Origin of the sequence: Streptomyces sp. NPDC029674 (assembly GCF_044903205.1) — a bacterium.
GTDB lineage: Bacteria > Actinomycetota > Actinomycetes > Streptomycetales > Streptomycetaceae > Streptomyces.
The window spans coordinates 197249-223402 of record NZ_JBJDPY010000014.1 but is presented as its reverse complement, the minus strand read 5'-3'; the positions used below and the strand labels follow the sequence as shown (position 1 = coordinate 223402).

Genomic DNA, 26154 nt, shown 5'->3' with positions numbered 1-26154 from the left:
CCAACGACAAGGAGCCCGCGATGCCCTTCGCCCGGCTGGCCGAAGCCACGTCCCCGACCGCGCACCTGGGGCTCGGCCTCGCCGCCGTCGGCAGGCCCGGCTACATCACCCTCGGCCGCGACACCGACCTGCCGCCGTCCCGCAGCGTCGAGGCGCTGCGCGAACGCACCTTCGAACTCCTCGACGCGGCGTACGCCTCGGGCGTCCGCTACCTCGACGTCGCGCGGTCGTACGGCCGCTCCGAGGAGTTCCTCGGCGACTGGCTGCGCGCCAGGCCCGACATCCGCGACGTCGTCGTCGGCAGCAAGTGGGGCTACACGTACACGGCCGGCTGGCGCACCGAGGTCGAGGGCCCGCACGAGGTCAAGGACCACAGCGTGGCGGCGTACGACCGCCAGCGCGCCGAGACCGCCGAACTCCTCGGCGACCGGCTCGACCTCTACCAGATCCACTCCGTGACACCGGAGAGCCCGGCGCTCACCGACAAGGAACTGCACGCCCGCCTCGCCGGGCTCGCGGCCGAAGGCGTCACGGTCGGCCTCTCGGTGAGCGGCCCCGAACAGGCGGCGGCGATCCGGGCCGCCCTCGCCGTGACCGTCGACGGGGAGCCGCTCTTCCGGACCGTCCAGGCGACGTACAACATCCTGGAGACCTCCGCGGGGCCCGCGCTCGCCGAGGCGCACGACGCGGGGCTCACCGTGCTCGTCAAGGAAGGCCTGGCCAACGGCCGCCTCGCCGGTCCGTACGCGCCACCCGCGCTGCGTGAGGTCGCCGAGGAGACGGGGCTCGGCTGCGACGCGGTGGCGCTGGCCGTCCTGCTGGCCGAGCCCTGGGCGGGCGTGGTCCTGTCCGGCGCGGCCACCTCGGTCCAGCTCGTCTCCAACCTGCACGCCGCCGCCGTCGACCTCGACGCCGGGCAGGTGGAGCGGCTCGTGGGACTCACCCAGGACCCCGCCGCGTACTGGGAGGGCCGCGCGCGGCTGCCCTGGAACTGACGGCACGCCGAACGGCGCTTGAGACGCCTCTGTCTCAGTAGGCTTATGGTTGTCTCATGTCTGTCGATCGCGACCAGGTCCTGCGCACCGCCGCGGCCCTGCTCACCCGCAAAGCCACCGCCACCATGGACGAGGTCGCCCGCGCAGCCGGCATCAGCAGGGCGACCCTCCACCGCCACTTCGCCGGCCGCGACGCGCTCGTACTCGCCCTGGAAGAGCTGGGCCTCCAGGAGTGCGAGGCCGCCCTCGACCGCGCCGCGCTCGGCGAAGGCAGCGCCGGTGACGCCCTGCGGCGCCTGGTGAAGGAGATCGAACCGGCCGCCGGGCTCCTCGCCTTCCTCTACACGGAGAACCAGCTCTTCGAGGGCGACGCGCAGCACGAGGGCTGGTCCCGCATCGACGACCGGCTCGCCGCGCTCTTCCGGCGCGGCCAGGAGAGCGGCGAGTTCCGCATCGACCTGACCCCCGCCTGGCTGACCGAGGCGCTGTACGGCCTCATCGGCTCCGGAGCCTGGGCCGTGCAGGACGGCCGGGTGGCCGCCAACGACTTCTCGTACATGATCGCCGAGCTGCTGATCGGCGGCGTACAGCGGAGAGTGGAATCATGACCAGCACCCACCGGCCGACAGCGGCACCGGAGGCGGAGCGCAGCCCCGGCCGCTGGCTCGCCCTCGCCGTCCTCGCCCTGGCCGTACTCCTGGTCGCCGTCGACGCGACCGTGCTCGGCCTGGCGACGCCGTACATCAGCGAGGACCTGAAACCGTCCGGCACCCAGCTGCTCTGGATCGGTGACGTCTACTCCTTCGTCATCGCGGGCCTGCTCGTCTCCATGGGCAGCCTCGGCGACCGCATCGGCCGCAAGAAGCTGCTGCTCACCGGAGCCGTCGCCTTCGGCGCGGTGTCGGTCCTCAACTCCTACGCCACCAGTCCCGAGCTGATGATCCTGGCCCGCGCGCTGCTCGGCGTCGCGGGCGCGACACTGATGCCGTCGACGCTGGCGCTGATCCGGAACATCTTCCACGACCCGCGCGAGCGCAGCCTCGCCGTCGGCATCTGGGGCGCCATGGCCTCCGCGGGCGCGGCCGTCGGGCCCGTCGTCGGCGGCTTCCTGCTCGAACACTTCTGGTGGGGCTCGGTCTTCCTCATCAACCTGCCGGTGATGGCCGTGCTCGTCCTCGTCGGCATCAAGTTCCTGCCCGAGTCCAAGAACCCGGCGCCGGGCCCCTGGGACCTGACCAGTGTCGCGCTGTCCCTCATCGGCATGATCGCGGTCGTGTACGCCATCAAGGAGGCGGCCGCGCACGGACTGCGCTGGGACGCCGTGGCGGCCGCCGTCGTGGGTGTCGCCGCGCTCTTCTGGTTCGTACGCCGCCAGCTCACGCTTCCCGCGCCGCTCCTGGACATGCGGCTGTTCCGCAACCGCGGGTTCTCCGGGGCGGTCCTCGCCGACCTGCTGACCGTCCTCGGCCTCTCCGGCCTGGTCTTCTTCCTCTCCCAGTTCCTGCAACTCGTGCAGGGGAGGCGGCCGTTCGAGGCGGGCCTCGCGGAACTGCCCGCCGCGGTGGGCGCGGTAGGGGCGGGCCTCATCGCGGGCATGGTGGCCCGGCGGTTCTCGGTACGGATCGTGGTCGCCGGCGGCCTCGCGGCGGTCGGCCTCTCGCTCGCCGCGCTCACGGGGCTGAGCCAGCACACGGGCTACCCCCTCCTCGGCGCGTCGCTCCTCGTCGTCGGCATCGGCGCGGGCTTCTCGTTCACCGTGACCGCCGACGTCATCCTCTCCAGCGTCCCCAAGGAGCAGGCCGGCGCGGCCTCCGCGGTCTCCGAGACGGCGTACGAACTGGGCGCGGCGCTCGGCATCGCCCTGCTCGGCTCCATCGTCACCGGTGTCTACCGCGACTTCACCGCCCCACCCGGCACGCCGCCCGAGGTGGCCTCAGCCGCGCACGAATCGCTGGGCGGTGCGGTGGAGTCCTCGGCGGCGCTTCCGTCCGCCCAGGCGGATGTGCTCCTCTCCGCCGCGCAGTCCGCCTTCGTGGACGGGTTGCGGCTTGCGGCGGGTGTCGGGGCGGGGGTTCTCCTTGCGACGGCGGCGGTGGCCTGGTTCCTCCTGAAGGACCAAAAACTGGAAGAGGGCCCCGCCCTTACCGAGCACTGACCGCTGCGCGGGGCCGGGTTCCTTACGTGCGGGCCGGTGGGGGCGGGGCGCGCAGTTCCCCGCGCCCCTGGGGTGGCTGGTCCTCGTCGCTTGCTGCGGGCTGAGTGTGGCCGTTCGCGCAGTTCCCCGCGCCCCTGAGGGAGTGGCTGTTCGTCGTCTGTTGCGGGCCGGTGGGGGTTGGTTGCGCAGTTCCCCGCGCCCCTGAAGGGGTGGCTGTTCGTCGTTTGCTGCGGGCCGGTGGGGGCTGATCGCGCAGTTCCCCGCGCCCCCTGGTGGGGCCTGCTCGGCGTTGTCTGTTGCGGGTTGTGTGTGGCTGGTCGCGCGGTTCCTCGCGCCCCTGGTGGGGGCGTTCGCCGTTGTCCGCTGTGGGGGACGGCTCTCTCCCGAACCCTGACGGGGGGCGTGGGCTTTTAAGGGGCGCGGGGAACTGCGCGACCAGCCCCCACCGGGCCGCAGGCGAGGGACAGGTCGCCCCGCCGGTGCCGGGCAACGGAAAAGCAGAACGCCCGCCCCGGCGCGCCGGGGAAAAACCCTCGGCACCGGTGCGGGCGCACAGACGAACCGCTCAAGCCCCGCAGGGCTACGCCGCCTTCGCCTTAGTCGCGTACATATCCACATACTCCTGCCCCGACAGCAACATGACCTCCGTCATCACGGAGTCCGTCACCGCCCGCAGAACGTACCGGTCGCGGTCCATCCCGTCGTAGCGGGAGAACTCCATCGCCTCGCCGAAGCGGACCGTGACCTTGCCGGGCCGCGGCAGCCCCTTGCCGCCCGGCTGGAGCTTGTCCGTGCCGATCATCGCGAAGGGGACGACGGGCGCGCCGGTCATCAGGGTGAGGCGGGCGATGCCCGTACGGCCCCGGTACAGCCGCCCGTCGGGAGACCGCGTGCCCTCGGGGTAGATGCCGAACACCTTGCCGTCGTCGAGAACGCGCCGACCGGTCATCAGCGCGGCGACACCCCCGCGGCCACCGTCACGGTCGACGGGAATCATGCCGACGCCCGTGAAGAACCACGCCATGAGGCGGCCCTTGAGGCCCTTGCCGGTGACGTACTCGTCCTTGCCGATGAAGAACACCGGCCGGTTGGCCACGAGCGGCAGGATCATCGAGTCGATGAACGTCAGGTGGTTTCCGGCCAGGATGACGGGCCCGGTCCCCGGGATGTTCTCGGCGCCTTCTACCCGTGGGCGGAACATCAGGCGCAAGATCGGTCCGAGCACTGCCTTGATGAGCGCTAGACGGGACAACAGGCCCTCCGGTGTCAACGGGTCGACGACGAGTAAGTGCAGGTGAGTACGGTACTCGCGGGCCACTGCCGTTTGCACATCGGGTTCTTGCCCCCGATACGCGCTGTTGACCTGATTTCGTGCGGTGTCGCCCGGGGTCGTCACGTGTGGGACGACCGTATCCGGGCGGGGACGCTGTGGCCCGAATCAGTGGTTCTTGTCACGCACGCCGTTCGCTCTGCGTGGTGGCCGCGCGGCACGCACCACCCACCCCCATGGTGCGCCCACTCGCCACACCCCGTCACCCCGCCGTTCCTTCCAGGGTCTCCCACAGGTCACTTGCGGCCACCTACGATCAGTCCCGCTTTGTCAGGTGCAAGGCAGCGGTACATCGGGAGGAGCGCCAATGGCGACGCAGGAGTCGGGTCAGCAGCAGTCGGGGACGAGCCGGGGGCGTCGGGCGGTACTGGGGGCGGCGATCCTCGGCGCGGGCACCGCCGCGGTAGGACTGCCCGGCGTGGCGAGAGCCGACGAGCGGGACGGCGGCAGGCACGGCGGCAAGCACGGCGGACATGGCGGATACAAGTCGCTTCCCGTGCCGACGGTCGTGGCCCACCGGGGCGCCAGCGGCTACCGGCCGGAGCACACACTCGGCTCGTATCAGCTGGCTCTCGACATGGGCGCGCACGTCATCGAGCAGGACGTCGTGCCCACCAAGGACGGCCACCTCGTGTGCCGTCACGAGAACGACATCACCGGGACGACGGACGTCGCCGCGCACCCCGAGTTCGCGTCCCGCAAGACCACCAAGTCCGTCGACGGCGCCAAGCTCACCGGCTGGTTCACCGAGGACTTCACGCTCGCCGAGCTGAAGACGCTGCGCGCCAAGGAGCGCATCCCCGGCACCCGTCAGCACAACACGCTCTACGACGGCCGCTGGGACGTCCCCACCCTCGAAGAGGTCTTCCGGTGGGCCGAGAAGGAGGGCCGCAAGCGCGGCCGCCCGGTCTGGCTGCACATCGAGACCAAGCACCCCACGTACTTCCGCAAGCTGGGCCTCGGCCTGGAGGAGCCGCTCGCCAAGCTCCTGCGCCGCTACGGCCGCCACCAGAAGAACTCGCCGAACTTCCTGCAGTCCTTCGAGCCCAGCAGCATCCAGCGCCTGGCCAAGCTGGTCTCCGCGCCGCGCGTCGTGCTGCTCTCCGGCGCGAGCTCCCGCCCCTGGGACTTCGTCGAGGCGGGCGACCCGCGCACCGTCGCCGACCTGATCAAGCCCGAGGGGCTGCGGTGGATGGCGCGCTTCGCGCAGGGCATCGGCCCGACCCTCGACCTGATCATCCCGAGGAAGGCCGACGGCAGCCTCGGCACGCCGACCACGCTCGTCGAGGACGCGCACGCGGCGGACCTGATCCTGCACCCGTACACGATGCGCAACGAGAACACCTTCCTGCCCGCGAACTTCAGGAAGGGCACCGACCCCGCCGCCTACGGGGACGCCTTCGGAGCCTTCAAGACCTACTTCGAGACGGGCATCGACGGCATCTTCTCCGACAACCCGGACACCGCCCTGCTCGCCGCCGCCGACTTCGTCAACCGGTGAGGTTCAGGCCCCGGTTGGGGTGAGAGGCGGCCGCTCCGGAAACCCGGCACCGGAGCGGCCGCGTCCCGCCGTGCATGACGTACGACCTCATCCCCACGCTCATCCCGACCCTGGGCCCCCTGCTCGCCGCCGAGGCGTCCGCGGCGGCGCTCGGCTCCGGCACCGACCCCGGCGACCTCGAACAGGCCGTGTGGCTGCGCCTGTTGGAGCGCCTGGAGTCCGACGGGCCGCCCGCCGACCCGGCGCTGTGGCTGCGCGGCGCCGTCCAGGCCGAGGCGCGCCGCACCCGGCGCACGAGCCGCCGGGAAGCGGCGTACGCGACCGAACCCGCCGACGACACCGAGCGCGGGCCCGAACAGCGCGCCCTGACCGCCGACCGGGACCGCACCCTGCACGCCGCGGTGCGCAGACTGCCCGGCCGCTGCCCCCGCCTCATGGCCGCGCTGTTGTCCCCCAAGGACCTCACTTACCGGGAAATCGCAGGAGAGTTGGGAATGTCACAGGGGAGTCTGGGGCCGGAACGTTCCCGATGCCTGGGATGCCTGCGCAGAATGCTGGCGGCGGAGGTTGCGGCTCCAGCCCCGTGGGGAATGGAGCGTTAGACAACCGGTGGAGCAGGTGAGCGGGAGGCATGCACACATGGGCATGAGCGTGACCATCTCGGCGGCGGCGGCCGACGACCAGGACGCCGCCGAACAGATCCTCAAACTGCAGTACCTCTGCTACCAGAGCGAGGCCGAGCTCTACGGCGACTACTCGATCGAACCCCTGACCCAGTCCCTCGACTCCATCAGGGCGGAACTGGCTGCGGGCACCGTCCTGGTGGCCCGGCTCGGCGGCGAGGTGGTGGCCTCCGTGCGTGGCACGGTCGACACCGACGGCACGGCGCGGATCGGCAAGCTCATCGTCCACCCCAGGATGCAGCGGCACGGCCTCGGCGGCCGGCTCCTCGACGCGATCGAGCAGCGGCTCGGCGAGGGCGGCACCGCGAAGTGCTTCCAGCTCTTCACCGGCCACCGCAGCGAACAGAACCTCCAGCTCTACCGCAAGCACGGCTACGCCCCCGTGAAGACCCAGCGAATCAACGACCGCCTCACCGTCGTCACCCTCGCCAAGGACGCCGACACACGCGCGTACGTAGCGAGCGCCTAGCGACGCCACTGCCCCACGCCATCGGCCGGCCGGCACGAACACCCTCGAACAAGGGGGTGTGCGCGCCGGCCGGTGGCATGTGTGCGCCGCCTCGAATCGCTGCCGCCACGCGCGGCGTAGGGCCGCTATGCGCGGCCCTACCTGCTCAGCGCCCCGCCCGCCGCGCCTTCAGCAACCAGAAGATCGCCGTCACCGGCAGAAGCACCGGGATGAAGAGGTAGCCCATCCCGAAGTCCGACCACACCGTGGAGTCGGGGAAGGCGGACGGTTCCACCAGCGTCCAGGTGCCCACGCCGAGTACGCCGACGAGCTCGGCGGCGCAGCACACCAGCGCCGCCGTGCGGGCCGCGGCCCCGCCCCGCACCAGCGAGTACGTGATGAAGCCGTAGACGAGGCCCGCGAGCGCGGAGAGTGAGTACGCGAGGGGGGCCTTGCCGAAGTCCGTGGAGATCTGCACCGCCGAGCGGGACACGGCGCCGACGACCATCACGCCGTACAGCCACACCAGCAGGATGCCCGGGCCGGTGATCCGCTTCTGGCGGGTGTCGTTTCGGGTGTCGTTCCGGGGGTCGTTCGGGGTCTCGTCCCGGATGTCGTTCCGGGTGTCGCGGGGCTCGTTCTCTTCCGTCACCGTCACCTCAGCCTCCCCAGATGTCGTAGAGCCGTACTTCGAGGACCGCGAGCACCACGCCGCCCGCGGCGACCGTCACGGAACCCCAGCGGCTGCGCTCGGCGAGGGACATGAAGGCCGCGGCGGGGACGCACGCGAAGGCGCCGATCAGATACGCCACGAAGATCACCGTGCCCTGATCCGCCTGCTCGCCGCGGGCGAGCTGGACGATGCCGGCGACCAGCTGGACGGCGGCCAGCAGGGTCACCACACCCATGCCGATGAAGTGCCAGTCCTTGGTCGGCTGGTCGCGGTACGCGGCGAAACCGCACCAGGCGGCGAGCGCGAGCGCGGCCACGGAGGTCGCGATCGTCAGGGCAACAAGCATGCTCGTGACTTTATTACGGGCCCTCCGGCCCACCGCGCGCGGCCCTCGGCCCCCTGCACCGCCCGGGGGAGCGCCCCGTAGGCTCGGTGATTATGAAGATCCATGCTGACGCGCTCCTGTTCGACAACGACGGCACCCTCATCTCCTCCATGGAGTCGGTGTACCGCTGCTGGACGCGGTGGGCGCGGGAGTATGGGATCACCGCCGAGGAATTCGCCCGGGTCGAGCTGCACGGGCGTCCCGCCGCCGACATCGCCGCCGACCTGCTGCCGCCGGAGAAGGTCGCCGAGGCCGTCGCCCGCATCGAGGAGCTGGAGGTCTCCGACGTCGCGGGCGGTGTCGTGCTGCTGCCCGGCACGCGTGAGCTCCTGGACTCGCTGCCGATGGACCGCTGGGCCGTGGTGACCTCCGCGACCCGTGTCCTCGCCGAGGCCCGGCTCGCCGAGGTCGGCATCCGCCCCGGCCTCGTCATAGCCGCCGACGACATCACGCGCGGCAAGCCCGACCCGGAGCCCTTCCTCCTCGCGGCCGAGAAGCTCGGCGCCGACCCCGCGCGCTGCGTCGTCTTCGAGGACGCGCCCGCCGGACTCCAGGCGGGCCGGGCCGCGGGCATGACGACCGTGGCGTTGGCCACAACGCACGACGCCTCCGAGCTCTCCGCCGACGTGGTCGTCAAGGACCTCTCCGCCGTGTCCGCGCAGGCCACGGCGGGGGGCGTGGAGATCGTGGCCGCGAGCTGAATCGTTCGGACAGGACGTCCGGCGCCGTCCCACTGCTGTCCGCAATGCGGACAGCAGTGGTGGACGCCGAGCTCACGCGTGTTTTACTTGGGCCCATGACCACGACGAGCAGCCGCACCCTTGCGACCGAGGCGATCACGACGCCCGGTGCTCGTTGTATGTGTCGAATGTGCGCCTTCTGAGGGCCCCCGCACCACCTCTGAGCCTCGCGCCCCGAAGCGAAGCCGCTGTGCCGCACTCCTGATCGACATACTCGATTGATCGACATACTCCATGAACTCCATCTCGATGAACTTCATGGAGTCGACAAGTCGACGTAGGAGGCGAGCCGGCCCCGCGCACACGTCCTCCGGTTCCCCCGCACCACCACCGCGAGAACCGTGCCGCGTTCCGAACGAATGCCCCGTGCCCGGCGAATCCCGCGCCGCGCACTCGACAGTGACGGAAACCCCTGTGATCACCACTTCCGGCCTCACCAAGGTCTACCGCTCACGCGGTCGTGAAGTAACCGCCCTCGACGGAGTCGACCTGCACGTCCGCGAGGGCGAGGTGTACGGCGTCATCGGCCAGTCCGGCGCCGGCAAGTCCTCCCTGATCCGCTGCGTCAACCTCCTGGAGCGCCCCACCTCCGGCACCGTGACCGTCGCCGGCCAGGACCTCACCGCCCTGGCGGGACGCGGTCCGCGCGCGGGCAAGGAACTGCGCCGGGCCCGCAGCCGCATCGGCATGGTCTTCCAGCACTTCAACCTGCTGTCCTCCCGGACCGTGCAGGACAACGTCGAGCTGCCCCTGGAGATCCTCGGACTCAGCGGCGCCGAGCGCTCCCGCAAGGCGCTCGAACTGCTCGACCTGGTCGGCCTCGCCGACAAGGCGAAGTCCTACCCCGCGCAGCTCTCCGGCGGCCAGAAGCAGCGCGTCGGCATCGCCCGCGCCCTGGCCGGCGACCCGAAGGTGCTGCTCTCCGACGAGGCGACCAGCGCCCTCGACCCGGAGACCACCCGCTCCATCCTCCAGCTGCTGCGCGACCTCAACCAGCAGCTCGGCCTGACCGTCCTGCTCATCACGCACGAGATGGACGTCGTCAAGAGCGTCTGCGACTCCGCCGCCCTCATGGAGCGCGGGCAGATCATCGAGTCCGGCACCGTCAGTGAGCTCCTCGCGACGCCCGGCTCCGAGCTCGCCGCCGCACTCTTCCCGGTCAGCGGCGACGCCACGGGCGACGACCGCACCGTCGTCGACGTGACCTTCCACGGCGAGGCCGCGACCCGGCCGGTCATCTCCCAGCTGTCGCGCACGTACAACATCGACATCTCGATCCTCGGTGCCGCGATGGACACCGTCGCGGGCAGGCAGGTCGGCCGTATGCGCATCGAGCTGCCCGGCCGCTTCGAGGAGAACGTTGTCCCGATCGGCTTCCTGCGCGAGCAGGGCCTCCAGGTCGACATCGCGGGCGAAGACGCCGTGTCCACGCCGAAGGGCGAGACGCTGCTGGTCAAGGAAGGTGCCAAGTGACCTGGTCGGAGATGCAGCCCCTGCTGGAGCAGGCCTGTTGGGACACCCTCTACATGGTGGGCTGGTCGACGCTGATAGCCGTCGTCGCCGGACTGCCGCTCGGCGTCCTGCTCGTCCTCACCGAGCGCGGGGGGCTGCTGCAGAACGCCCTCCTCAACAAGGTGATCGGGCAGGTCGTGAACATCGCGCGCTCGATGCCCTTCATCATCCTGATGGTCGCCCTGATGGGCTTCACCCGCTGGATCACCGGCACCACGATCGGCCGCGAGGCCGCCCTCGTGCCGCTGGCCATCGGCGCCATCCCGTTCTTCGCACGCCTGGTGGAGACCTCCATCCGTGAGGTCGACGGCGGGCTCGTCGAGGCCGTGCAGTCGATGGGCGGCTCCACCTGGACCGTCGTGCGCAAGGTCCTCGTCCCGGAGTCGCTGCCCTCGCTGATCTCCGGCGCCACCACCACGATCGTCGCGCTCATCGGCTACTCCGCGATGGCGGGCACGGTCGGCGGCGGCGGCCTCGGCGACCTCGCCCTGCGCTACGGCTACCAGCGCTTCGAGACCGAGCTGATGTGGATCACCGTGGCGATCCTCGCCGTGGTCATCTCGATCATCCAGTTCGCCGGCGACTACGCGGCCCGCAGGCTGCACAAGCGCGGCGGCGGCTCCGGCCGGCTGACGCTCTTCCGGCCGCTGCGGGGCGCGGTGCCCTCCGCCGTCACCGCCGAGTCGACCACGAAGACCGGCTGACCGGGAAAACCGGCCGCCGGGCGCCACCGCAGACTTCCCCGCGCACCACCGCGGGGCTGCACCACCCATGGAGAAAGGCACTTTTCGTGCGTAACACCGCCAAGATCACCACCGCTGTCCTCGCCGCCGGAGCCCTCACGCTCGGGCTCTCCGGCTGCGGCGCCGACAAGGGCTCCGACAAGGACGGCCCGCTCGTCGTCGCCGCGACCCCGACGCCGCAGGGCGAGATCCTGGACTACGTCCAGAAGAACCTCGCCAAGAAGGCAGGACTCGACCTCGAGGTGAAGGAATTCACCGACTACATCACGCCGAACACCGCCGTGGAACAGGGCGAGGTCTTCGCCAACTACTTCCAGCACAAGCCGTACCTGGACGACTTCAACAAGAAGCGCGGCACCGACATCGTGCCCGTCCCGGGAGCCACGGTTCACCTGGAGCCGCTCGGCGTCTACTCGAAGAAGGTCAAGAAGCTCGGTGAACTGAAGAACGGCGCCACCGTCGCCATTCCGAACGACACCACCAACGAGGCCCGCGCGCTCAAGCTCCTCGAGGACAACGGCGTCATCGAGCTCAAGAAGGGCGTGGGCTACGAGGCCACCCCCAAGGACGTCGCCAAGAACCCCAAGAACATCAAGTTCAAGGAGCTCGAGGCCCCCGCGGTCCCCCGCACCCTGGACGACGTCGACGCCGCGGTGATCAACGGCAACTACGCGCTGGAGGCCAAGCCCGCGCTCAGCCCCGCCAAGGACGCCATCGTCGCCGAGCCCGCCAAGGGCAACCCCTACGGCAACTTCCTCGCCGTGAAGAAGGGCGACGAGAACGACCCGCGCGTGAAGAAGCTCGCCAAGCTCCTCACCTCGCCCGAGGTCAAGAAGTTCATCGACGACAAGTACGACGGCGCCGTCGTCGCGGCGTTCTGACCGTGCGTACGTCCGCCATCGCCGCCGCGGCGGGGACCCTGACCCTCGCGCTGGGCCTCACCGCGTGCGGCGCGGACACCGCAGGGAACGACGGTGAACTCGTGGTCGGCGCCACCCCGACGCCGGCCGGCGAGGTCCTCGCGTACATCGAGCGGAACCTCGCGAAGAAGGAGGGCCTCGACCTCCGGATCACCGAGTTCACGGACTACGTCACGCCGAACACCGCGCTCCAGGAGGGCTCCCTCGACGCCAACCTGTACCAGCACACCCCGTACCTCGAGAACTTCAACAAGTCGAAGAACGCGGACCTGGTACCGGTCACCGAGGTGTACCTGCCTCCGATGGGCGTGTACGCGAGGAAGATCAAGGACATCGCGAAGCTCCCCGCCGGAGCGACCGTGGGCGTCCCGAACGACACGACCAACGAGGGCCGGGCGCTCCAACTGCTCGCCTCCGAGGGCCTCATCGGGCTCAAGAAGGGCGTCGGCGGCACCGCGACACCCGAGGACATCACGTCCAACCCGAAGAAGCTCACCGTCAAGCCACTCGAACCGGCGCAGCTGCCGCGCTCCCTCGACGACCTCGACGCGGCGGTCATCAACAACAACTACGCGCTCGACGCGAAGCTCAGCCCCAAGAAGGACGCCATCGTCCTCGAGTCCCCGAAGAGCAACCCCTACAACAACGTCCTCGCCGTCAGGAAGGGCGACGAGGACGACCCGCGGGTGAAGAAGCTCGCCAGACTCCTCACCTCACCCGAGGTGAAGAAGTTCATCGAGGACAAGTACAAGGGGTCCGTCCTGCCCGTCGAGGCGCGCTGAACGGCCTCACGCGCGCGTGCCACCCACGGGGTCCTCCTCCACACCGGGAGAGGACCCCGTGGTGCGTCTGCGCCCGCGCATGCTGCATGCTGGGCACTTCAGAAGGCCGAAAGGTGAAGGTCCTTCAGGTCTATGAAGGTTACGGAGCGGCGCATGACTACAGCCTCCTCGGGCACATCGGGCACGTCGGGCCCGGCCGGGTTCCCCGACGTCTCCATCAGCACGGAGCGGCTGGTGCTGCGCCCCCTCGAAGAGGCCGACGTCCCCGCGTACGCGGAGATGATGAACGACGAGCAGGTCACCGCCTGGACCTCCGTGCCCCAGCCCTTCACCGAGGCCGACGCCCACGACTGGATCACCCGGCTCGCCCCCGCCGAGCGCGCCGAGGCCCGCGGCATCGTCCTGGCCGTCACCGAATTCCTCACCCAGCGTCTCGTCGGCATCGTCCAACTCAAGTGCACCGACTGGCGCGTGCGCTCCACCGAACTGAACTACGTCGTCGCCCCCTGGGCCCGCGGCGAGGGCTACGCCTCGGAGGCGGCACTCGCCACCGCCCAATGGCTGTTCCACGACCAGAAGTTCGAACGCATCGAGCTGCGCACCGCCGCCGACAACACCGCCGCACAGCAGGTCGCGCAGAAGATCGGCTGCATCAGCGAGGGCGTCCTGCGCGGCGCCTGGATAGCGCGCACACGCAACGGCGGCGACCCCTTCGGCGGCTGGCTGCAGGTCCGCACCGACCTCATCGTCTGGAGCCTCCTCCCCGAAGACCTCGAAGGCGTCTCCGAGAGCCTCGCCGACAGCGGCTTCTCGGCCTTCTCCGACTGGAACTGAACCCGATTCCAGCAGGTACGCTCGCCCATGGCCCCGTGCCCGGCTGCTCCCTCCGCAGCCGCCGCCCCGCACTGACGACCCGCGAGAACCCAGGAGACAGACCAAGATGGCCGACCGGGTCACGGTGATCGGCTGGGACGGCACGCCGCTGACCGCGGCGGCGCGCTCCGCGCTCGGCGCGGCGACACTCGTGGCGGGCGCCGCCCACCACCTGGCGCTCGACGAGGTCCCCGCCCGCGCCGAACGGATCCGCCTCGGCAGCGTCGCCCTCGCCGCCCGCCGCATCGCCGGCCACCGCGGCACCGCCGTCGTCCTCGCCGACGGGGACCCCGGCTTCTTCGGTGTCGTACGCACCCTGCGCGCCCCGGAATTCGGCCTCGAAGTCGAAGTGGTGCCCGCCGTCTCCTCCGTCGCCCAGGCCTTCGCCCGCGCGGGCATGCCGTGGGACGACGCCGAGGTCGTCGTCGCCCACCGCCGCACCCTGCGCCGCGCCGTCAACGTCTGCCGCGCCCACCCCAAGGTCGCCGTCCTCACCTCGCCCGGCGCGGGCCCCGCCGAGCTCGGCCTGCTGCTCCAGGGCGTCCACCGCACCTTCGTGATCTGCGAGGAGCTCGGCACCGAGCGCGAGCAGGTCTCCGTCGTCACCTCCGACAAGGCCGCCGACCACAGCTGGCGCGACCCGAACGTCGTCATCGTCATCGGCGGCGCCGCCGCGGCCGCCGACACCGGCTGGATCATGGGGCGCGAGCCGGGCCCGCGCGGCTGGGCGCTGCCCGCCGCGGAGTACGGCGGCGACATCTGGCTCGGCGAGGGCGAGAACGACCGGCTGCGGGCCGCTCAACTCGCGCGTCTGGGGCCGCGCATGGGGGACCTCGTCTGGGACATCGGCTCCGGCAGCGGCGCCTTCACCGCGGAGGCCGCGCGCTTCGGCGCCGCCGTGATCGCCGTCGACCGCGACCCCGACGCCCTCGGCCGCACCACGGCGGCCGTCCGCCGCTTCGGCGTGCAGGCGCAGCTGGTGCACGGCGTCGCCCCGCACATCCTCGAGGACCTGCCGGAACCCGATGTCGTACGCGTCGGGGGCGGGGGAGTCACGGTCGTCTCGGCGGTCGCCGACCGCCGCCCGGAGCGCATCGTGACGCACGCCGCGACACGCGACGCGGCCGAACTCATCGGCAGGGACCTGAGCGAGCACGGGTACGCCGTCGAATGCGCCCTCCTGCAGTCCGTGGAGCTCGACACACGGGCCTGGCGCGAGGAGAAGCGGACCGTGGCGTTCCTGCTCTCGGGGCGGCTGCCCGACCGCTCCCCGTGACTCCGCCGACACAGAGCGCGGGGTAGGCTGGCCGATTGTTGTACTGCACCCGGACACCCTGCAGTTCGTTGGTCGATGTCCGGAAAGCTCGCCCGATTTTGGGGGGTGTGTGGTACGGCATGACCGGAGGACGCGCAACGTGGCGCAGTCCACAGCGGGCCGTGGCCGATCAAGCTGCCACGGTGGCGGACCGACAGGGACAATGCCTGTTGTCCGGCGCGCGGTTCGTGCCGCGGGGCGCGCACGCTCGTTGAGGATGACGGGCGGTCGGTGCGCCGCTCCGGGCGATGGGGCCGCCCCGGCGAAGGCCGCGGGGCGGTCGAAGAAGCACTAACCGATGGGCGAGGGGTTACGCATGACCGACACCGGCCAGGTCCCGGGTGAGGGACTGCCGGAGGGCGCAGGCAACGGTGTACCTTCCGGGCTCGTGCAGGGCATGGAGGCACAGCAGCCGGGCGTTTCCGCTCAGGATGCGCGTCCCTTCGCCGATGCGGTCGTCCCGGCCGGCCCCGCCGCCCCCTCCGAGGCTCCCGCCGACGATGACGACCTGCTGCTGATGCCGGGCGCCCAGGGCGCGTGGAGCGAGGGGCAGGCGGCGGGTCCGGGACCGGGGCACGTCGGGGCCGCGCACGCCGCCCATCAGCCGGGGCCGCACGAGACCTCCGGCCGGGACAGCGGTTCGGTCGACCTGACCGGCGTCCGCCTGCCCGGCGGCATGCCCGCCGCGTCCCACCCGAGCTCTCCCCGTCGTCCGCTGCACCACGGCCCGGCAGGACCGGTCGTACCGGACGGCACGGGCAGCCCCGTGCGTTCGCTCGCCGACCGGGGCCCGGCAGGCGCGACGCCCCCGCAGCAGCACCCGGCACCCGTACGCCACGCGGGACCGCCGACGACCGGGCCCGAGTACCTCGACATCCCGCGTGAGGCGCAGCCGCAGGGTGCCGCGCCGTGGACGCCGTCAGCAGAAACGGTCGTCCCAGAAGCCGCACAGGTCACACAGGCTCCACAGGCCCAACAAGCACCGGAAGTCGCGCAGGCCCCAGGGGCTGCGCAGGCCCCGGAGACCTCAGACGTTCCGGCGGACGCTGTTCCCTTCGGGCTGCCCGCCGAGGCGCAGCCGCAACCGGTAGCGGCCGCTCCGGCTCCGGAAGCCTCCGCGTTCCCGCAGGCCGCGGATGCGGCGGAGGACGCGGGTGCGGATGCGGGTGCGGATGCGGACCAGGCCGTTCCCGTGGCGCAGCACGCCGCCGACCTCGGTCAGGTCCCGGCGGAGGAACAGCAGTTCCCCGTGGCGCAGCAGCAGTTCCCGGTGGAGGAACAGCAGTTCCCGGCGGAGGGGCAGCAGTTCCCGATGGAGGGGCAGCCCGCGTTCGCGCAGGCCGTGCCCGCCGCCGTCGGCCAGTCGACGTTCGCCGTCGCCTCCGCCCAGCCGTGGGACGGCGCGCAGGTCCCGCACGCCGACGACGCCGACCAGTCCGGTTTCGCCCCCGAGGCACGGCACGCCGCGCCGGAACCGCAAAACCCCGAGCCGCAGCCGCAGCAGGCGCCGTACGCTCCGCAGGAGCCCGCGCCCATCGGCCAGTTCGTGCCCGTCGAAGGCACGGTCCCGACCACGCCCCATCTGGCCCCGACGCCGCCGCACCCCTTCGTCGTCCCGGCGGAGGCCACCGCTCCGGAGGCCCCCGCGGACCCGGCGAACGGCGCCCCCGTCGTCGTACCGCCCGTACCGCCCATAGAGGTCACGGAGCCCGCGGCGCCTGAGGAGACGACGGCCGCTGAAGAGCCGGTAGCCACCGCAGAGCCGGTAGCCGCCGCAGAACCAGTAGTCACCGAAGATCCGGCGGTCGCCGAGGGGAGACCCGAAGCAGCGCAGCCACAGCCGCAGCCAGAGTCACAGCCGCAGCCGCAGCCGCAGCAGCCCGTCGTCACCGTGCCCGGCCCGCGTGACGGCGCCGAGCCCACGCCGCTGTCCACCGCCGCACCGGCCGCCGAACCGGAAGCCGCCGTTCAGCAGAGCGGCGAGGACATGACGGACGAGGCGCCGGCCGAGCCCGCGGCTGAGCCCGTGGCCGAGACCGTCGCCGAGCCCGTGCAGACCCCCCAGGTCCCGCCCGCCCCCACTGTGCCCCGTATTGTCTCCTCTGCGGCGGCTCCGACCGAGTTCCCGGCCGCGCCCGAGACGGCCGACCCGGCCGACGAGTTGGACGAGGCCGACGAAGTCATCTCGTTCGAACCGATCGAAGCGAACGAAGTGACCGAAGTGGCCGAAGCACCCGAGATGGCCGAAGCGCCTGAAGCACCCGCACCCGCCCCCGTGCCCGAGGCGGTCGAGGCCCCCGAGGCCCTCGCGCCCCTCGCCGCGCAGGAGGCCCCCGCGGGCCCCGAAGCGGCCGAGACGCACGTCGCCCCGGCTCCGGAGCCGCTGGTCGTGGCAGAGGCCGCGGCCGCAGAGACACCGGAGCCCCTGGCCGTCGTGGCCGAGGAGCCCGCCGACCCGGCCGAGCCCGTGATGTCGCCCGGCACCGCCGCTCCCGGCTACGCCGACGCCGAGCGCGAGGCCGTCCTGCGCGTCATGCGCGAGCGCCGCGACATCCGCAACGGCTTCCGTTCGGACCCGATCCCGCACGAGGTGCTGCTGCGCGTTCTGGAGGCGGCCCACACGGCGCCCTCCGTGGGCCACTCCCAGCCCTGGGACTTCGTCGTCATCAAGTCCGCCGAGACCCGGCGCAGCATGCACGAACTGGCCGCGCGCCAGCGCGACGCGTACGCCAAGTCGCTGCCCAAGGGCCGCGCGAAGCAGTTCAAGGAACTGAAGATCGAGGCCATCCTCGACACCCCGGTGAACATCGTGGTCACCGCCGACCCCACCCGCGGCGGCCGGCACACCCTCGGCCGGCACACCCAGCCGCAGATGGCCCCGTATTCCTCCGCGCTCGCCGTCGAGAACCTCTGGCTCGCCGCCCGCGCCGAGGGCCTCGGCGTCGGCTGGGTCAGCTTCTTCGACGAGCGCGAGATGGTCCGCGCCCTCGGCCTGCCCGAGCACCTCGAAGTCGTCGCGTACCTCTGCGTGGGTTACGTCGACGAGTTCCCGGACGAGCCCGAGCTGATGCAGGCAGGCTGGTCCAAGCGCCGCCCGCTCTCCTGGGTCGTCCACGAGGAGACGTACGGCCGCCGCGCCCTGCCCGGCGAGGACCCGCACGACCTGCTCGCCGAGACCGTGGCCAACATCCGCCCGCTGGACGCCAAGGCGCTCGGCGAGGCGTGGGAACGGCAGAAGCGGATGACCAAGCCGCCGGGCGCGCTCGGCATGCTGGAGATCATCTCCGCGCAGCTCTCGGGCCTGTCCCGGATGTGCCCGCCGCCGATCCCGGAGCCCGCGGCCGTCGCGATCTTCGCGGGCGACCACGGCGTGCACGCGCAGGGCGTCACCGCCTGGCCCCAGGAGGTGACCGCGCAGATGGTCGCCAACTTCCTCGGCGGCGGCGCGGTCTGCAACGCCTTCGCCAACCAGGTGGGCGCCGAGGTCTGCGTCATCGACGTGGGCGTGGCGAGCGAGCTCCCGGCCACCCCGGGCCTGCTCCCGCGCAAGGTCCGTGCGGGCACGGCCGACATGACGACCGGCCCCGCCCTGACCCGCGAAGAGGTCAAGGCGGCCATCGAGGTCGGCATCGAGACGGCCCGCGACCTGGTGGCCGCCGGCAACAAGGCGCTCCTCACCGGCGAGATGGGCATCGCGAACACGACCGCGTCCGCGGCCCTGATCTCCGTCTACACGGACACGGACCCCGCGGAGGTCACAGGACGCGGCACGGGCATCAACGACGAGATGCACTCCCGCAAGGTCGAGGTGGTCCGCCGCGCCCTGGACCTCCACCGGCCCGACCCGGCGGACCCCGTCGGCGTCCTCGCGGCGGTCGGCGGCCTGGAGCACGCCGCCATGGTGGGCCTCCTGCTGGGCGGCGCTTCGCTGCGTACGCCCGTCATCCTGGACGGCGTGAGCGCCGGCGCGGCGGCCCTGGTCGCCCGCGCCATCGCCCCCGAGGTCCTCGCGGCCTGCATCGCGGGCCACCGCAGCGCTGAGCCCGGCCATGTCGCCGCGCTCAACAAGCTGGGCCTGCGCCCCCTGGTCGACCTGGACCTCCGCCTCGGCGAGGGCACGGGCGCGCTCCTCGCGCTGCCGGTCGTGCAGAGCGCGGCCCGCGCGATGCACGAGGTGGCCACGTTCGACTCGGCCGGCGTCACCGAGAAGTAGCCGCCGGGCAGGTCCTAGGGGCGAAGCCCCCGTTTTCGGTATCGGGGCGGGGCTGGGGGAGACCCCCGGCCCCGCCCCAAGCCATACTGAACCCGCACGTCAAGCAGCCGCTCCAGCGCAGCAGCGGTAGCGCACCACGAAGACTCCGCCCGCACGAGGAGCCCCAGAGCCATGGCCGAAAACCCCGCCTACCCCGTAGGTCTCCGCCTCGCGGGACGCCGCGTCGTCGTCCTCGGCGGCGGCCAGGTGGCCCAGCGCCGCCTCCCGGCGCTGATCAAGGCAGGCGCCGACATCGTCCTCGTATCCCCGTCGGCGACGCCCTCGGTGGAGGCGATGGCCGACGCGGGCGAGCTCACGTGGGAGCGCCGCCGCTACGAGGACGGCGACCTCCGCGACGCCTGGTACGCCCTGATCGCCACCAGCGACGCCGAGGCGAACACCAGTGCCTCCGCCGAGGCCGAGCGGCACCGCGTCTGGTGCGTGCGCTCCGACGACGCGGAGGCGGCCACCGCCTGGACCCCGGCCACCGGCCGCTCCGAGGGCGTCACCGTCGCGGTCCTCTCCAGCGACGTCCAGGACCGCGACCCGCGCCGCACTGCCGCCATCCGCGACGCCGTCGTCGAGGGCCTGCGCGACGGCAGCCTCGTCGCCCCGCACCTGCGCACCAGGACCCCCGGCGTCGCCCTGGTCGGCGGCGGCCCCGGCGACCCCGACCTGATCACCGTCCGCGGCCGCCGCCTGCTCGCCGCCGCGGACGTCGTCATCGCCGACCGCCTCGGCCCCCGCGACCTCCTCGACGAGCTGCCGCCGCACGTCGAGATCATCGACGCCGCGAAGATCCCGTACGGCCGTTTCATGGCCCAGGAGGCGATCAACAACGCCCTGATCGAGCACGCCAAGCAGGGCAAGGCCGTCGTCCGCCTCAAGGGCGGCGACCCCTACGTCTACGGCCGCGGCATGGAGGAGCTCCAGGCGCTCGCCGAGGCGGGCATCACCTGCACCGTCGTACCCGGCATCTCCAGCTCGATCTCCGTCCCCTCGGCCGCCGGCATCCCGGTCACCCACCGCGGCGTCGCCCACGAGTTCACGGTGGTCAGCGGCCACGTGGCCCCGGACGACGAGCGCTCCCTGGTCGACTGGCAGTCCCTGGCCAAGCTGCGTGGCACCCTCGTGATCCTCATGGGCGTCGACAAGATCGGCAGGATCGCCGAGGCCCTGATCGCCCACGGCAAGGCCGCCGACACCCCGCTCGCCCTGATCCAGGAGGGCACGACGGCCGCCCAGCGCCGCGTCGACGCGACACTCGGCACGGTCGCCGACGCGGTCCGCACCCACGAGGTGAAGCCCCCCGCGGTCATCGTCATCGGCGACGTCGTGAAGGTCGGCCCCGAGCCCCTCCCGTAGCACCCCGCACCCACCCTCAAGTAACCAGCGGTAACGGAACCCGTCCGCAGCCGTTGGCACCACACCCAGGACAAGGCAGTATCACCCTGTGGCTGATCTCATCACCGTCGACGACCCCGACGACCCGCGCCTGCGCGACTACACAGGCCTGACCGACGTCGAGCTGCGCCGCAGGCGCGAACCGGCAGAGGGCCTGTTCATCGCGGAGGGCGAGAAGGTCATCAGACGGGCCAAGGACGCCGGTTACGAGATGCGTTCGATGCTGCTCTCGGCCAAGTGGGTCGACGTCATGCGCGACGTCATCGACGAACTCCCCGCGCCGGTGTACGCGGTCAGCCCCGACCTCGCCGAGCGGGTCACCGGCTACCACGTGCACCGCGGAGCCCTCGCCTCCATGCAGCGCAAACCGCTGCCCACGGCCGACGAACTGCTCGCGACCACCCGCCGCGTGGTCATCATGGAGGCGGTCAACGACCACACCAACATCGGCGCCATCTTCCGCTCGGCGGCGGCGCTCGGCATGGACGCCGTCCTGCTCTCCCCGGACTGTGCGGACCCGCTCTACCGACGCTCGGTCAAGGTCTCGATGGGCGCCGTCTTCTCGGTCCCGTACGCCCGTCTGGAGTCCTGGCCCAAGGGCCTGGAAGGCGTGCGTGAGGCGGGCTTCAACCTCCTCGCCCTCACCCCCGACGAGAAGGCCAAGTCGCTGGACGAGGCGGCACCCCACCGCATGGACCGCGTCGCGCTGATGCTCGGCGCGGAGGGCGAAGGACTCTCCACCCAGGCGCTGGTCGCCGCCGACGAATGGGTGCGCATCCCGATGGCCCACGGCGTGGACTCGCTCAACGTGGGAGCGGCGGCGGCGGTCGCGTTCTACGCGGTGGCGACGGGCCGCCCGCAGCTCTGACGAGGCGGGCGCGCTCAGCTCCGGACGCCGGACCCCGGCCCGGCCTGCGGACGGTATGTCTGCGTCTGCGTCTGCGTGTATGTCTGTGTCTGTGTCTGTGTCTGCTGCGGGTGTACGTCCGTGTCGCCGAGGCTCCGCGCGGGCCCCTGGCACCCCTGGGCCGCCGCGATGCCGAGCGCGACCAGCAGCGTCACGATGACGAACACGGTGAGCCGCTGCCGCAGCAGCCGCGGGTTGGCGGGCATCCGACGGCCCGTGCCCGTGGTGCGCGGGCCCTGCCGTCCGGTGCCGCTGCGCGGGGCGGGTCTGCCGCCGCCGGAGCGGGTGGTGTTGCGGGGCCCGGCGGGCCGGGAGCCGGACCGCGGCGCGGCCGGGCGGGACGAGCCGGTCCGTGCCGGACCCGGGCGCGGCGGGGGAGTGGCGCCCGGCGCGGGCCGCCGCTGGGTGCGCTCGTCCACGTAACTCTCGGCGAGCCGGCCCGTCGGCCGGTCGTGGTCCTGACGGGGGGCAGGCGGCCGTGCGTCGCCGATGCCCTGGGCCTCGCGGGCGGCGATCTCCTTCAGCCGCAGCGACAGTTGGAGCGTGCTGGGCCGCTCCTCCGGGTCCTTGGCGAGGCAGGCCCTGATGAGCGGCGCGAGCGCGTCGGGCACGCCGTGCAGCTGCGCCTCCTCGTGCACCACGCGGTAGAGCATGACCTCGGAACTGCCGTGTCCGAAGGGGGAGTCCGCCATGCCCGCGTAGGCGAGCGTGGCGCCGAGCGCGAAGACGTCGGTGGCGGGGGTGACGGCCGCGCCGCGCACCTGTTCGGGCGCGAGGAAGCCGGGGGATCCTACGGCGGTCCCGACATGCGTCAGCGTCGAGGCGCCGGTGGCCCACGCGATCCCGAAGTCGATGATCCGCGGCCCCTTGGGGGACAGCAGGATGTTCGACGGCTTGAGGTCCCGGTGCACGACCCCGGCCTCGTGCACCGCCACGAGCCCTTCGGCGAGCGCCGAGCCGACCACCGCGACGTCGGCCGCGGAGAGCGGTCCCTCGGCGGCGACCTTGTCGTGCAGGGAGGGCCCGGGAACGTACTGCGTGGCGAACCACGGCCGGTCGGCGTCGAGATCGGCGGCGACGAGCCGCGCGGTACAGCCGCCACGGATGCGGCGGGCCGCCGACACTTCCCGCGCGAACCGCGACCGGAACTCCTGATCCTCCGCCAGGTCGGGCCGGATCACCTTCAGGGCGACGCGCTGCCCCCTCCGGTCCGACCCCAGATAGACGACCCCCATGCCGCCGGCGCCCAGGCGCCTGTGCAGCCTGAACGAGCCGACGACACGCGGGTCCTCGCGCCGGAGCCGCATCATCGCCATGTCCATCCCCGCTACCCGGTCCGTCTGACGAGCCACAGCTTACGTTTCCGCGGCCGGGCACGTGCAGAGGCCGCGCCCTCGCGGGGCGATCGATTGTCAGTGCCGGGTGGGAAACTTGAAGAGTGGTCAGGGGACGGGGGCCGGGCGGCGGTTGCCTGCACCCCGTGCTCCAACCAACCGTCACTGAAGGGGGATTGATCCCGTGAAGGGTGATCGTGTGGAGATAGTCGTGGATGCCGGTGACACGACTCGGACGTACGAAGTGGTGGCGAGCAGGGCCGGTCGGCGGGTGGAGACGGCGGTGCGCAGGGGAGTGGTCGAAGTGAGCGAAGTCACCCGTACCGGCTCCGTCGTGCGTACGGCGAGGTTCATGGCGAGCCGGGTCCTGGCCCTGGTGGAACAGCCCGTCCCCAGGGAGGACGCCTCCGAGGCCACGGCCCGCCCCCTCAGGGAAGACCCTGAGTCCTAGGGCCCCGTCGTAGGACCCCGTCTCCACCCACGGGAGTACGCGCACCTGGACCGCTCATCCTCCGGGAGGCCCGGCAATCGGTACGAGGGCATGACGCCCGGGGCTCCCCGCGCGCCTAAATTTGAGGTCAAGCGGCGGGTGTAGCACTCGTCCCCCGAGGTCAGACACTCGCCGCTCCAAATCCACATCGAAGCGGTCAGGAGAGGAATCATGGCGGACACGGCACCGCGGACCATGATCCGCACGCAAGGGCGCAGGTTCTCCGCGTTCGGCGTACGCCCGTCCGGCACGCGCCATCCCTTGGTGGCGACGGCCATGGTCCTCCCCCTGGCAGCCCTGCTCGTGGTCGTCTTCGGCGGCTGGGAAGCAGTGGTCACACAAGCGTCGTCCGTAGGCGTGATGCTGGGGCGCTGAGCGGCGCCCCGGGCCCGGAAGAGCGGTCCGGGCGGGGACATCCGGCCTTGAAACCCCGTGGGGACGGGGGTGCGGCGGACGGCAAAATGCCCGCGCAGCTGGGGAGCTGCGCGGGCATTGCCATGCCTGGGGCGGGGCCCGGCGCGGGGGTGGCGAGCCGGCCGCCCACGTTCCGCACGACGGGCGCCCCTCGACCTACGGGCGTTCTGCCCCGGCCAACGCGGCGCCTCCGGGCGCCTGGTCCCCTGTCCCTGGGCCACGGGGTGCCCAGGCGTCTGCTTCCTGGGCCGCATCGCTCCGGGTTTCCGGCCCCCAGCCGGAAAGAGCCCGGCGTCAGGCCCCCTGGCTATGGGCCACGGAGCCTAGGCACCTGCCTTCCGGGCCGCAGGGCCCCGGCCCTCGACCCCCAGCCGGAAGGAGCCCATCCAAGACACCCCCACACCCCCGATCACCCATACGAGGCAGAGGCCCCCGCAGGGCCCCTCGGCCCCCCCGGGCACGCGGGCCCCTCGCCCCCCGGGCACCGCGGCGCAGAAGCCCCCGCAGGTCCCTCCGCCCCCCCGGGCACCCAGACGGCGCAGCACCCCCCGAAGGGGAGCCAGACACCCGACCACCCCCACGGCGCAAAGCCCCCACCCACAGGGCCCCCGGCCCCCGGGACACCCACGCGGCGTCAAAGCCCCCCGAAGGGGAGCCGTACGCTTCGGCGACGAACACATCGACCTACGGAAGCCCGTGACCCCCGCGATTCTCAGTGCCCTCGCCGCAAAAGCCCGCGCCGCCGCCCACCCCCGGCCCAGTGGGGCCTGTGTCTGTGGGGGTGGGGACGCGGTTCTCGCGGACCGGGTGGATGCCACGGTCGTCCGGCACGGGGAGCTCGTCGCGAAGGCCCATGCCCCCGGCACGGACGTTGCCGAGTTGGCCGTACGTCTGGACGTGGCCGCCCGTCTCCCCGACGCCCTGCTCGCTCCGGCGCGGGCCACCGCGACCGGGCTGCACGGGCGGCTCGTCACCTTCTGGCCGTACGGCACCCCGGTCGACCGCGACGACCCCGACGCCGCCCCCTGGGAGGCCGCCGCCACCCTCCTCGCGCGCCTGCACGCCACGCCCGTGACCGGGCTGCCGCACCCGCTGCCGCCGATGCGCGGCCCGGTCAAGGCGGCGCGGGCCGTCGAGCGGCTCCGCGCCGCGGGGCCGCACCCCGCGGCGCCCCCGGTCCTGCGCGCCTGGGCGGGCCTGCCGACCTGGGCCCGCGCCGAGGCCCCCGCACCCGGCACCCCGCACCTGTGTCACGGCGACTTCCACCTGGGCCAGCTCGTACGCGCCGCAGACGGGCGCTGGCGGCTCATCGACGTGGACGACCTCGGCGGTGGCGACCCCGCCTGGGACCTGGCGCGCCCCGCCGCCTGGTACGCGTGCGGCCTGCTCGCTCCGGGGGAGTGGACCCGCTTTCTGGACGCCTACAGGAGCGCCGGAGGCAGAGCGGTTCCCGTGGACGGGTCCGACCCCTGGCCCGCCCTGGACGTCCCGGCCCGCGCCCTGACCGTGCAGACCGCCGCCCTGGCGATCGCCAAGTCGGTCGCCGCCGGCCGGCCACTGGACGAGGTGGAGCAGGCCCTGGTGGACGCCTGTGCCCGGATGGCCGGAGTGGCCGCGAGCCCGCCGGAGTTGACCCCGGACCCGACGAAGTAGGGTGCAACGCACCGAAGCCGGGCAGTCTTCCGGCGAAGCAGTCACCACCGGCGAGGAGTTGAGCCGTCCATGCAGTGCCCCAAGTGCCATGCACCGATGCACACGTACAACCGAAATGGCGTCCAGATCGAGCAGTGCAACAACTGCCGAGGCATATTCCTGGACTACGGGGAGCTGGAGTCGCTGACGCGGCTGGAGTCCCAGTGGGGCGGCCAGCAGGTCCCGCCGCCGCCCGCGCCGCCGGCCGCTCCTCAGGCCTACCCCGCCGCCCCGGCCCCGGCCTGGGGCGCCCCGCACGGCGGTCACGGCGGTCACCACGGCCACGGTGACCACTACGGCCACAAGCGTCACAAGAGCTTCGGGCACATGCTCTTCTCGTCCTGAACGAACGACGAAGTGAACGACGAAGCCCCCGGTCGTGGAGACGACCGGGGGCTTCTGTGTGGTGCGCGATACTGGGATTGAACCAGTGACCTCTTCCGTGTCAGGGAAGCGCTCTCCCGCTGAGCTAATCGCGCGGGTCAACCTGCGTGTGCTGCGTGCAGCGTGTGCTGCGTACTGCGTGCGCGATACTGGGATTGAACCAGTGACCTCTTCCGTGTCAGGGAAGCGCTCTCCCGCTGAGCTAATCGCGCGGGACGATCT

General features: G+C 72.2%; 24 protein-coding genes and 2 tRNA genes. 20 read left to right on the top strand and 6 right to left on the bottom strand.

The window, feature by feature from the left end:
- Positions 1-20 precede the first annotated feature (20 nt).
- The 3 genes from ACI2L3_RS30380 to ACI2L3_RS30370 are packed head-to-tail and all read left to right on the top strand — an operon-like array spanning position 21 to position 3150.
- Positions 21-995, top strand: a complete 975-nt coding sequence (locus tag ACI2L3_RS30380) for an aldo/keto reductase (RefSeq protein WP_404755572.1) — start codon at positions 21-23, stop codon at positions 993-995.
- A 56-nt stretch (positions 996-1051) separates the two neighbouring features.
- Complete coding sequence (locus ACI2L3_RS30375; protein ID WP_404755571.1) at positions 1052-1603, top strand: TetR/AcrR family transcriptional regulator; 552 nt, start codon at positions 1052-1054, stop codon at positions 1601-1603.
- Positions 1600-3150 (top strand): MFS transporter, encoded by a 1551-nt coding sequence (locus ACI2L3_RS30370; RefSeq protein WP_404755570.1) that lies wholly within the window; start codon positions 1600-1602, stop codon positions 3148-3150. Before ACI2L3_RS30375 ends, ACI2L3_RS30370 begins: the two co-directional genes overlap by 4 nt.
- Before the next feature lie 580 nt (positions 3151-3730).
- Here the strand turns inward: ACI2L3_RS30370 and ACI2L3_RS30365 are convergent.
- Positions 3731-4351, bottom strand: a complete 621-nt coding sequence (locus tag ACI2L3_RS30365; protein WP_365358127.1) for a lysophospholipid acyltransferase family protein — start codon at positions 4349-4351, stop codon at positions 3731-3733.
- A gap of 436 nt (positions 4352-4787) precedes the next feature.
- Between ACI2L3_RS30365 and ACI2L3_RS30360 the strand changes: the two genes are divergently transcribed.
- The 3 genes from ACI2L3_RS30360 to ACI2L3_RS30350 all read left to right on the top strand — a co-directional run bounded on the left by ACI2L3_RS30360 (position 4788) and on the right by ACI2L3_RS30350 (position 7133).
- On the top strand, positions 4788-5981 hold the full coding sequence (locus ACI2L3_RS30360) for a glycerophosphodiester phosphodiesterase (protein ID WP_404755569.1): 1194 nt from the start codon (positions 4788-4790) through the stop codon (positions 5979-5981).
- A gap of 74 nt (positions 5982-6055) precedes the next feature.
- Complete coding sequence (locus tag ACI2L3_RS30355; protein WP_404755568.1) at positions 6056-6583, top strand: RNA polymerase sigma factor; 528 nt, start codon at positions 6056-6058, stop codon at positions 6581-6583.
- Between the two features lie 37 nt (positions 6584-6620).
- Positions 6621-7133, top strand: a complete 513-nt coding sequence (locus ACI2L3_RS30350) for a GNAT family N-acetyltransferase (RefSeq protein ID WP_404755567.1) — start codon at positions 6621-6623, stop codon at positions 7131-7133.
- A gap of 145 nt (positions 7134-7278) precedes the next feature.
- On the opposite strand, the gene ACI2L3_RS30345 is transcribed toward ACI2L3_RS30350, so the two are convergent.
- Together ACI2L3_RS30345 and ACI2L3_RS30340 are read right to left on the bottom strand one after the other, a co-directional pair.
- Entirely contained in the window at positions 7279-7725 is a 447-nt protein-coding gene (locus ACI2L3_RS30345; RefSeq protein WP_404755601.1) for a hypothetical protein, read from the bottom strand.
- 46 nt (positions 7726-7771) lie between these two features.
- Positions 7772-8131 (bottom strand): hypothetical protein, encoded by a 360-nt coding sequence (locus ACI2L3_RS30340; protein ID WP_404755566.1) that lies wholly within the window; start codon positions 8129-8131, stop codon positions 7772-7774.
- A 92-nt stretch (positions 8132-8223) separates the two neighbouring features.
- On the opposite strand from ACI2L3_RS30340, the gene ACI2L3_RS30335 reads away from it, so the two are divergent.
- The 10 genes from ACI2L3_RS30335 to ACI2L3_RS30290 all read left to right on the top strand — a co-directional run bounded on the left by ACI2L3_RS30335 (position 8224) and on the right by ACI2L3_RS30290 (position 21579).
- A complete protein-coding gene (locus ACI2L3_RS30335) occupies positions 8224-8871 on the top strand; it encodes an HAD family hydrolase (RefSeq protein ID WP_404755565.1) in 648 nt (215 codons plus the stop codon).
- 453 nt (positions 8872-9324) lie between these two features.
- The gene (locus tag ACI2L3_RS30330; RefSeq protein ID WP_404755564.1) at positions 9325-10383 is read left to right on the top strand and encodes a methionine ABC transporter ATP-binding protein; all 1059 of its coding nucleotides are present in this window, start codon (positions 9325-9327) and stop codon (positions 10381-10383) included.
- Positions 10380-11126, top strand: coding sequence for a methionine ABC transporter permease (locus tag ACI2L3_RS30325; RefSeq protein ID WP_404755563.1), 747 nt, complete (start codon positions 10380-10382; stop codon positions 11124-11126). The genes ACI2L3_RS30330 and ACI2L3_RS30325 overlap by 4 nt, the downstream gene beginning before the upstream one ends.
- 86 nt (positions 11127-11212) lie before the next feature.
- Positions 11213-12046, top strand: coding sequence for a MetQ/NlpA family ABC transporter substrate-binding protein (locus ACI2L3_RS30320; protein WP_404755562.1), 834 nt, complete (start codon positions 11213-11215; stop codon positions 12044-12046).
- A 2-nt stretch (positions 12047-12048) separates the two neighbouring features.
- Positions 12049-12867 (top strand): MetQ/NlpA family ABC transporter substrate-binding protein, encoded by an 819-nt coding sequence (locus ACI2L3_RS30315; protein WP_404755561.1) that lies wholly within the window; start codon positions 12049-12051, stop codon positions 12865-12867.
- Between the two features lie 153 nt (positions 12868-13020).
- Positions 13021-13701, top strand: a complete 681-nt coding sequence (locus tag ACI2L3_RS30310; RefSeq protein ID WP_404755560.1) for a GNAT family N-acetyltransferase — start codon at positions 13021-13023, stop codon at positions 13699-13701.
- Positions 13702-13807: 106 nt separating this feature from the next.
- The gene (gene cbiE, locus ACI2L3_RS30305; protein ID WP_404755559.1) at positions 13808-15016 is read left to right on the top strand and encodes a precorrin-6y C5,15-methyltransferase (decarboxylating) subunit CbiE; all 1209 of its coding nucleotides are present in this window, start codon (positions 13808-13810) and stop codon (positions 15014-15016) included.
- Between the two features lie 355 nt (positions 15017-15371).
- Positions 15372-19268 (top strand): nicotinate-nucleotide--dimethylbenzimidazole phosphoribosyltransferase, encoded by a 3897-nt coding sequence (gene cobT / locus ACI2L3_RS30300; RefSeq protein WP_404755558.1) that lies wholly within the window; start codon positions 15372-15374, stop codon positions 19266-19268.
- A 171-nt stretch (positions 19269-19439) separates the two neighbouring features.
- Positions 19440-20672: a uroporphyrinogen-III C-methyltransferase gene (cobA, locus tag ACI2L3_RS30295; RefSeq protein WP_404755557.1), complete on the top strand. Its 1233-nt coding sequence runs from the start codon at positions 19440-19442 to the stop codon at positions 20670-20672.
- A gap of 88 nt (positions 20673-20760) precedes the next feature.
- Positions 20761-21579 carry a TrmH family RNA methyltransferase gene (locus ACI2L3_RS30290; RefSeq protein WP_404755556.1) on the top strand — a complete coding sequence of 273 codons (819 nt, stop codon included), beginning with the start codon at positions 20761-20763 and terminating at the stop codon, positions 21577-21579.
- 14 nt (positions 21580-21593) lie between these two features.
- Here ACI2L3_RS30290 and ACI2L3_RS30285 read toward each other — a convergent pair whose 3' ends face one another.
- Entirely contained in the window at positions 21594-22940 is a 1347-nt protein-coding gene (locus ACI2L3_RS30285; protein ID WP_404755600.1) for a protein kinase, read from the bottom strand.
- Between the two features lie 196 nt (positions 22941-23136).
- Here ACI2L3_RS30285 and ACI2L3_RS30280 point away from each other — a divergent pair, with 196 nt between their 5' ends.
- The 4 genes from ACI2L3_RS30280 (at position 23137) to ACI2L3_RS30265 (ending at position 25893) form a co-directional block, all read left to right on the top strand.
- Complete coding sequence (locus tag ACI2L3_RS30280) at positions 23137-23403, top strand: hypothetical protein (RefSeq protein ID WP_404755555.1); 267 nt, start codon at positions 23137-23139, stop codon at positions 23401-23403.
- 210 nt (positions 23404-23613) lie between these two features.
- On the top strand, positions 23614-23817 hold the full coding sequence (locus tag ACI2L3_RS30275; protein WP_055569527.1) for a hypothetical protein: 204 nt from the start codon (positions 23614-23616) through the stop codon (positions 23815-23817).
- 735 nt (positions 23818-24552) lie between these two features.
- A complete protein-coding gene (locus ACI2L3_RS30270) occupies positions 24553-25509 on the top strand; it encodes an aminoglycoside phosphotransferase family protein (protein ID WP_404755554.1) in 957 nt (318 codons plus the stop codon).
- A gap of 69 nt (positions 25510-25578) precedes the next feature.
- Complete coding sequence (locus ACI2L3_RS30265) at positions 25579-25893, top strand: zf-TFIIB domain-containing protein (RefSeq protein WP_404755553.1); 315 nt, start codon at positions 25579-25581, stop codon at positions 25891-25893.
- Positions 25894-25952: 59 nt separating this feature from the next.
- Here ACI2L3_RS30265 and ACI2L3_RS30260 read toward each other — a convergent pair.
- Together ACI2L3_RS30260 and ACI2L3_RS30255 are read right to left on the bottom strand one after the other, a co-directional pair.
- A tRNA-Val gene (locus tag ACI2L3_RS30260) sits at positions 25953-26027 on the bottom strand.
- A gap of 45 nt (positions 26028-26072) precedes the next feature.
- Positions 26073-26144: transfer RNA gene (locus ACI2L3_RS30255), tRNA-Val, on the bottom strand.
- Positions 26145-26154: the final 10 nt, after the last annotated feature.

What these genes read in the sequence shown, in the direction of transcription:
- ACI2L3_RS30355 (WP_404755568.1), top strand. Translation starts at nt 6,056, where the DNA reads ATGACGTACGACCTCATCCCCACGCTCATCCCGACCCTGGGCCCCCTG.
- cbiE (WP_404755559.1), top strand. Translation starts at nt 13,808, where the DNA reads ATGGCCGACCGGGTCACGGTGATCGGCTGGGACGGCACGCCGCTGACC.
- ACI2L3_RS30370 (WP_404755570.1), top strand. Translation starts at nt 1,600, where the DNA reads ATGACCAGCACCCACCGGCCGACAGCGGCACCGGAGGCGGAGCGCAGC.
- ACI2L3_RS30275 (WP_055569527.1), top strand. Translation starts at nt 23,614, where the DNA reads ATGGCGGACACGGCACCGCGGACCATGATCCGCACGCAAGGGCGCAGG.
- ACI2L3_RS30340 (WP_404755566.1), bottom strand. Translation starts at nt 8,131, where the DNA reads ATGCTTGTTGCCCTGACGATCGCGACCTCCGTGGCCGCGCTCGCGCTC.
- cobA (WP_404755557.1), top strand. Translation starts at nt 19,440, where the DNA reads ATGGCCGAAAACCCCGCCTACCCCGTAGGTCTCCGCCTCGCGGGACGC.
- ACI2L3_RS30350 (WP_404755567.1), top strand. Translation starts at nt 6,621, where the DNA reads ATGGGCATGAGCGTGACCATCTCGGCGGCGGCGGCCGACGACCAGGAC.
- ACI2L3_RS30365 (WP_365358127.1), bottom strand. Translation starts at nt 4,351, where the DNA reads ATGTTCCGCCCACGGGTAGAAGGCGCCGAGAACATCCCGGGGACCGGG.
- ACI2L3_RS30380 (WP_404755572.1), top strand. Translation starts at nt 21, where the DNA reads ATGCCCTTCGCCCGGCTGGCCGAAGCCACGTCCCCGACCGCGCACCTG.
- cobT (WP_404755558.1), top strand. Translation starts at nt 15,372, where the DNA reads ATGACCGACACCGGCCAGGTCCCGGGTGAGGGACTGCCGGAGGGCGCA.
- ACI2L3_RS30375 (WP_404755571.1), top strand. Translation starts at nt 1,052, where the DNA reads ATGTCTGTCGATCGCGACCAGGTCCTGCGCACCGCCGCGGCCCTGCTC.
- ACI2L3_RS30265 (WP_404755553.1), top strand. Translation starts at nt 25,579, where the DNA reads ATGCAGTGCCCCAAGTGCCATGCACCGATGCACACGTACAACCGAAAT.
- ACI2L3_RS30285 (WP_404755600.1), bottom strand. Translation starts at nt 22,940, where the DNA reads ATGGACATGGCGATGATGCGGCTCCGGCGCGAGGACCCGCGTGTCGTC.
- ACI2L3_RS30335 (WP_404755565.1), top strand. Translation starts at nt 8,224, where the DNA reads ATGAAGATCCATGCTGACGCGCTCCTGTTCGACAACGACGGCACCCTC.
- ACI2L3_RS30310 (WP_404755560.1), top strand. Translation starts at nt 13,021, where the DNA reads ATGACTACAGCCTCCTCGGGCACATCGGGCACGTCGGGCCCGGCCGGG.
- ACI2L3_RS30360 (WP_404755569.1), top strand. Translation starts at nt 4,788, where the DNA reads ATGGCGACGCAGGAGTCGGGTCAGCAGCAGTCGGGGACGAGCCGGGGG.